Origin of the sequence: Paraburkholderia sp. SIMBA_027, from assembly GCF_046535315.1 — a bacterium.
GTDB lineage: Bacteria > Pseudomonadota > Gammaproteobacteria > Burkholderiales > Burkholderiaceae > Paraburkholderia > Paraburkholderia tropica.
Genome location: NZ_JAWRWY010000691.1, coordinates 1 through 268 on the forward strand (window position 1 = coordinate 1; position 268 = coordinate 268).

Sequence of the window (268 nt, forward strand, 5' to 3'; positions counted from 1 at the left end):
GCCCGCGAGCAGGTTGACCGACACGAATTCGAAATCCGCGTCCAGTTCCTTCAGCCCCCACAGCGCGCGTTGCGTGCGGGTGCCGGCAAATCCGTAAAGCTTCATTGCAGTGTCTCCATCCAGATTGTCGGGAATTGGTCTCCATGCAGGCTGCGGCGCATGGTTCATGCGTTCATCGTTTACATACCGGGCACCGCGAGCACCGGCATCACCTCGATCGTGTCGCCGGGGAACAGCGTGAAATGCGGATGGCCTTCGAACAGCGCGG

The 268-nt window shown here is 60.8% G+C and carries 1 pseudogene; it reads right to left on the bottom strand.

Annotated elements, in window-relative coordinates:
* Positions 1 to 105 (bottom strand): annotated as a pseudogene (locus SB764_RS40790) (glutathione S-transferase family protein); the annotation flags it as partial.
* Between the last annotated feature and the right edge of the window lie 163 nt (positions 106 to 268).